The organism is Streptomyces niphimycinicus (assembly GCF_018883605.1).
In the GTDB taxonomy this organism is placed as follows: Bacteria; Actinomycetota; Actinomycetes; order Streptomycetales; family Streptomycetaceae; genus Streptomyces; species Streptomyces niphimycinicus.
On the sequence record NZ_JAHLEM010000681.1, the window covers coordinates 1 to 5785 of the forward strand.

Sequence of the window (5785 nt, forward strand, 5' to 3'; positions counted from 1 at the left end):
CGCCCGCCGTGCCCGCCGTGCCCGCCACGCCCGCAACTCCGGGCGCCACCTGGGCGCGCACGCCGCGCCGTAGCAGCGCGCGGATGCGGGCCATCAGCTCACGCGGACTGAACGGTTTGGTCAGGTAGTCGTCCGCGCCCAGGTCCAGACCGAGGAGCAGATTGTCCTCGGTGGACCGAGCGGTCAGCATCAGCACCGGCAGCCCGGCGAGGCCGGCCTCCGACCGGATGGTCCGGCACACCCCGAGCCCGTCCAGCCCAGGCATCATCACGTCGAGCACCAGCAGGTCGGGCAGCCGACGGCGGATCTCGTCGAGCGCAGCCCGGCCGTCCGGGGCGAGGGTCACGCAGTGGCCCTCGTGTTCCAGGTAGCGGCGGATCAGCTCGGCCTGCTTGGCGTCATCCTCGGCGACGACAACGTGCGCGCACATGCTGCGATTTTTACAAACGCCCGCGACGTGCTCGAACACCCCGAGCACAAGATCACAACAGGACCATCGCTTCCTGACAAGTCTCTGACAATCACCAGGCAGGCTCCGGTGCCATGGAGTACCAGACAGACCGGCCGCACCCCGCCGTCGGCGCCCCCGACACCGCGCGGGCCCCGCGGGCAACGCGCCGCGTCCGGGCCGCCGTCCTGAGCGCTGCCCTCCTGGCAGCGGGCCTTGTCCTGACGGCCTGCGGCGGCGGGGGCAGCAGCACCGACAGCGGACAGGATCGTCGGACAGCGGCGTCGCCTCGTTGCCGACCCCCTTGTCGGGCGGCGGGAGGACCAAGGGCACCTCCGCCGCACAGTCCTCCGACGCCGCCATCGAGGCCAAGCGCCCCCAGGAGCGCCTGGACAGCCCCCAGGGGGAGATCGACCAGCTCTGGAACGTGTACTGGGCGTGCCTTCAGGCCCACGGCGTGCCGATGAACACCCGGCGGGTCGAGCACCCCGGCGACCAGGCGCCCCCGGTGCAGGACCAGAAGGTCACCGACCAGTACAAGGCGCAGTACCACGCGTGCCTGTACAAGATGCCGCTCCAGCCGGTCGAGGAGCGCCCCGAGACCAACCCGCACTACGCGGACGACCACCGTGCCTACGTCAAGTGCCTGAGCTCGAAGGGCTACAAGGTCCACCAGATCTTCAAGTCCGACGGGAGCCCTGACGGCTGGACCTTCGACGACAACAACGACGGCGGTATCCCGACGGACAAGGCCGATCGTGACTGCCGCCTGGAGGCTTTCGGTGGCAAGGACAAGAAGTAGCGCCGCGCCCTCGTCGGCCGGTGGTGACAGCCGGGGCGGCCGTCGGGCCGGCAGCCGGATCGCGGTCGCTGTCGCCGTGCTCGCCGTCGTCGCGGGCGGAGCCTGGGGCGGGACGGCGCTGAAGCGGCACGGGGACGCCAACCACACCAAGCCCGCCGGAGTGCCGTCCGCCCAAACCACGCTCATCCAGCGCACCGACCTGTCCGACAGCAAGACGCTGCCCGGCACGCTCGGCTACGGCACGGCGGTCACGATCAAGGGCGCGGGCAAGGGCCTGCTCACCAAACTGCCGGCGAGCGGATCGACGGTGACCCGCGGAAAACCCCTGTACTGGCAGGATGACCAGCCGGTCATGGTCTTCTTACCCCGGTGTTCCGCACGCTGGACAAAGCGGCCGTGAAGGCCAGGGCGAGCGGCGCCGATGTGACCCGTCCTCGCGGACATCCTGAAGGCCCTCGGGTACGACATCGGCCCCGAGCAGCACACCGTGCAGTCGTCCGCCGGCACGGCCAAGGCACCCGGGACCGTCTTGACCTCGTCCCTCCTCGACGCGCTGAAGCGCTGGCAACGCGACATGGGCCAGCAGCAGACCGGGACGCTGTCGGCCGGCCAGGCGATCGTGCTGCCCGGCCCCGTCCGCGTGGGCGCGGTCAAGGCCCAGCTCGGCGACTCGGCGGCGGAGGACGTCCTGTCGGTGACCTCCCAGCACAAGTTGGTGTCGGTGACGGCCAACGCCGGCGACGCGGCCCAGATCCACAAGGTCGACAAGGTCGTCATCACCCTTCCCGACACCCGGCAGGTGCCCGGAAAAGTGACGTCGGTCGGCACGGCGGTGCAGGGCGGCCCGGGTGCCGAAGCCGACCCGTCCGGCAGTAACTCCTCACCGTCGTTGCAGGTCACCGTGGTGCCGGAGGACAGCGCCTCGGTCAAGAACCTGGACGCGGCAGCCGTGCGGGTGACCTTCACGACGGAGACCCGCAAGAACGTCCTCGCGGTGCCGGTGGGCGCGCTGCTCGCGCTTTCGGAGGGCGGCTAGCCGCTCCAGCGTCCAGGCGGACAGCTGGTCGCCGTGAAGACGGGGCTGTTCGCCAAGGGCCAGGTCGAGGTCTCGGGCACGGGGATCAAGGAGGGGGAGCGGGTGGTGACGGCGTCGTGAGAGCCCACCACCGCTCGCCCCGCGAGGGCAAGCGCCGCGACGTCGTGGCGCATGGCACCGGGCCGCACGCCCCAGCGCCCGACGACGACACGCCCCCCATACCCGGCGACGACGACACGCTGCGCATCCTCGCCGTACCCGCCGAGCCGTCCGCCGTGCTGCGGCTCACGAACGCGACCAAGGCGTTCCCCGGCGGCGTGACGGCGCTCGACGACGTGTCCCTGACCATCCACGAGGGCGAGCTCCTTGCCATCGTCGGCCCTTCCGGCTCCGGCAAGTCCACGCTGCTGATCATCATGGGAACGCTCGACCTGCCCACCCGCGGCACCGTGGAAATCGCGGGACAGGACGCGGCATCCCTGAGCGACCGACGGCTGTCCGCACTGCGCGGGCGCTGGCTCGGCTTCGTCTTCCCACAGTTCCCCCTGACGGAGGGGCTGACCGCGGCCGAGAACGTCGCCACCAGCCTGCGCGGGGGTGCCGCGCAGACGGCGCACCCCGCTCGCGCTCGCCGCGCTGGAACGGGTCGGGCTCGGCCACCGGGTCGGCCTGCTCCGGGAGCCGGCCCGTTGGCCGATAGGGCGTCAGCGCCGGCAACGGAGCGAGTTGACGGCCGTCGGAATCCCTCCGCTCAGCCGCCCACGCTGCCTCCTGATCAGTCCGGCGAGCAGAACAGCGGCATCTCGTGGGCGGTGAGCAGCCGCTTGAAGCGCGGATACGCGGTCCGCTCGATCGATGTGTCAGGACGTTCCGATGCCATGCAGCAGCGTGTCGACGACGACGTCCGCCGCCTGGGCGGGGCTGAGCTGCGGCATCTGCCGCGACACGAGGTGCATCAGTTGTGGCAGCAGCGCGCTCGCCCACCCTTCCGGCAGGCCGGGGCGTAGCAGGCCTTCGTCGGTGGCGCGTTGGAGGAAGGTGTCGACCTCGCGGCTGGAGGCGTCGCGGCGTGCGCGGACGGTGTCGTCGGCGAGCATGCGGGCGAGGTCGACGGGCCAGGTGCGGTTGATGGCGATGATGTTCTCGACGTAGCGGTGCAGGGCGACGGCGACGGGCGCCTCGTGCATCCGGGCGTCCGCGATCGCCTGCTCGATCGCCGCGAGGCGGGATGCGTAGATGGCGGCCAGGAGTTCCTCGCGGCAGGCGAAACGCCGGTAGACCGTACGCCGGTCCACCCCCGCCTCCGCGGCGATGCTCGCGATGCTCGCGCCCGGATCGGCGGCGAGCATCCGTGCCCCGGTGGTCATAACGGCTTCCAGATTGCGTGCTGCGTCGGCTCTCACGGGAGCAGTCTAACGGTCAGATGTGAAACCTGCGATACCTATCGCCTCGCGTGTGTGTACATCGCCTTATTAAGTGCTACGTTTGCGTGGCATATAGGTTTGGTAGTGCCAGTGGATGAGGTAATTCTGTTTCGCCGGCGGTTTGCACGCCACTTCTGGCACCCCGTGTGGAAAGGCACCCCCTCCATGTCGAAGGCACAGCAGCCCCCCTCTCCTGGAACCGGTGGTGTCGCCGCCATCAGCGCACTGGTCCTCGCGGTTCTCCTGGCGTCCCTGGACCAGACGATCGTGTCGACCGCTCTCCCGCGGATAGCGCAGGACCTGGACGGGTTCGACGACATAGCCTGGGTCAGCGCCGCGTATCTGCTGGCGTCGACGGCGGTGACACCGCTATGGGGCAAGCTCGGCGACATGTTCGGCCGCAAGCGCCTGTACCTGGCCTCGACCACCCTCTTCCTGATCGCCTCGGTGGCCTGCGGTCTGGCCCAGAACCTGCCCGAGCTGATCGGCGCCCGTGTGCTGCAGGGTGTGGGCGGCGGCGGAATGATCGTGCTGACTTTCGCCCTGGTCGGTGACATCGTCGCTCCCCACGAACGAGGCCGCTACCAGGGCATGTTCGGTTCGGTCTACGGTGTCGCCAGCATCGTCGGCCCCCTGCTCGGCGGTGTCTTCACCGACCAGCTGTCCTGGCGGTGGGCCTTCCTGATCAACCTGCCCGTCGGTGCCGTCGCCCTGGCCATCGCCGCGCGGGCACTGCCGGCGAGCGTCAGAGGGGCCAGAACCCGCATCGACTACCCGGGCGCCCTGGTCCTGGCCGCCATCGCCACCGGCCTGGTCCTGATCGCGTCATTCGGTGAGCGTTGGGGCTGGGCATCGCCGGCCATCATTGGTCTGATCCTCGCCACCGTCGCGCTCGGCGCGCTGCTGGTCCCCGTCGAGCGCCGGGCCGTCGCCCCGGTACTGCCGCCGGCCATGTTCTCCTCCCGGACCGTGGTCTTCTCCTCGCTGATCGGATTCGTCGCCAACGCGGCGATGTTCGCCGTCCTGGTGTACCTGCCCACCTACCTGCAGATCGTCCACGGGGTCTCGGCCACCCTCTCGGGCGTCCATCTGCTGCCCCTGGTCGCCGGCCTGGTCATCAGCCAGTCCCTGGCCGGACGCTGGTCCGCCCACGCCGGCCGGCTACGCCCGATCCTCCTCGCGGGCCTGCTCGCCAACCTCGCCGGGCTGTTCCTGCTGGGCACCATCGGCGCCGCCACCAACACCCTGGTCCTGAGCGTCTACTTCTTGATCACCGGTGTGGGCATCGGGATGGTCCCCATGGTCGTGCTGACCACCGTGCAGAACAGCATGCCCGCCGCTGACCTCGGTGCCGCCAGCGCGGTGGTCACTTTCGCCCGCTCCATCGGCGCGGCCTTCGGTGTCGCAGTCTTCGGCACTCTCCTCAACAGCGGATTCGCTGACCGCACCCGCAACCTGCCCACCGCAGGAGGCTTCGACCCCTCCCGCCCCGACACAGTCGCCCACCTGCCCGCCGCCCTGCGCGACACCGCCCTGGACGCCTTCGCCCACGCCGCTGCCACCGGCTACCTCTGGATCTCACCCGCCCTCGCCGTCGGTATCCTCTTGGCCCTTTTCCTCAAGCCCGTTCGCAGGACCGGGCAGGAGGGGGCCGGCGCCGCCAACGCCAAGGAGACCGTCCCAGCCGCCTGAGCACCGAACCGCCGCGCTCGACCTGGCCGGCGCCCTCACCGGGCGCCGGCCGTCGGCGTTCGCAGACACCTGCGCCCGCGTCGCGGCTGGAGGCGTCGCGGCGTGCGCGGACGGCGCCGTCGGCGAGCATGCAGGCGAGGTCGACGGGCCAGGTGCGGTTGATGGCGATGATGTTCTCGACGTAGCGGTGCAGGGCGACGGCGACGGACGCCTCGCGCATCCGGGCATCCTGGACCGCCTGCTCGATCGCCGGCGAGGCGACGGGATGCGTAGATGGCGGTCAGGAGTTCCTCGCAAGAGGTGAAACGGCGGTAGACCATACGCCCGCCGCCCGCCTCCGCGGCGACGCTCGCGTCTGGCTCGGCAGCGAGCATCGGCGCCCC

General features: G+C 70.6%; 6 protein-coding genes and 2 pseudogenes. 5 read left to right on the forward strand and 3 right to left on the reverse strand.

Features of this window, described 5'->3' with window-relative positions; genetic code table 11:
* Nucleotides 1–430, reverse strand: a 430-nt coding sequence (locus KN815_RS40025) for a response regulator transcription factor (protein ID WP_216346714.1), incomplete at its 3' end; no start/stop codon positions are given.
* Nucleotides 431–740: 310 nt separating this feature from the next.
* Between KN815_RS40025 and KN815_RS40030 the strand changes: the two genes are divergently transcribed.
* The 4 genes and pseudogenes from KN815_RS40030 to KN815_RS51090 all read left to right on the forward strand — a co-directional run.
* Nucleotides 741–1250, forward strand: coding sequence for a hypothetical protein (locus KN815_RS40030; RefSeq protein WP_253209539.1), 510 nt, complete (start codon nt 741–743; stop codon nt 1248–1250).
* Entirely contained in the window at nt 1231–1650 is a 420-nt protein-coding gene (locus KN815_RS51080; RefSeq protein ID WP_253209540.1) for a hypothetical protein, read from the forward strand. Before KN815_RS40030 ends, KN815_RS51080 begins: the two co-directional genes overlap by 20 nt.
* Nucleotides 1651–1737: 87 nt before the next feature.
* Nucleotides 1738–2286, forward strand: a complete 549-nt coding sequence (locus KN815_RS51085) for an efflux RND transporter periplasmic adaptor subunit (protein WP_253209541.1) — start codon at nt 1738–1740, stop codon at nt 2284–2286.
* Nucleotides 2287–2561: 275 nt separating this feature from the next.
* Nucleotides 2562–2961, forward strand: a pseudogene (locus KN815_RS51090) (ABC transporter ATP-binding protein); the annotation flags it as partial.
* Nucleotides 2962–3146: 185 nt separating this feature from the next.
* Here the strand turns inward: KN815_RS51090 and KN815_RS40045 are convergent.
* On the reverse strand, nt 3147–3635 hold the full coding sequence (locus KN815_RS40045) for a TetR family transcriptional regulator (protein WP_216346716.1): 489 nt from the start codon (nt 3633–3635) through the stop codon (nt 3147–3149).
* A gap of 240 nt (nt 3636–3875) precedes the next feature.
* Here KN815_RS40045 and KN815_RS40050 point away from each other — a divergent pair, with 240 nt between their 5' ends.
* Entirely contained in the window at nt 3876–5402 is a 1527-nt protein-coding gene (locus tag KN815_RS40050) for an MDR family MFS transporter (protein ID WP_216346715.1), read from the forward strand.
* Nucleotides 5403–5472: 70 nt separating this feature from the next.
* Here the strand turns inward: KN815_RS40050 and KN815_RS40055 are convergent.
* Nucleotides 5473–5776: pseudogene (locus KN815_RS40055) on the reverse strand (TetR family transcriptional regulator); the annotation flags it as partial.
* Between the last annotated feature and the right edge of the window lie 9 nt (nt 5777–5785).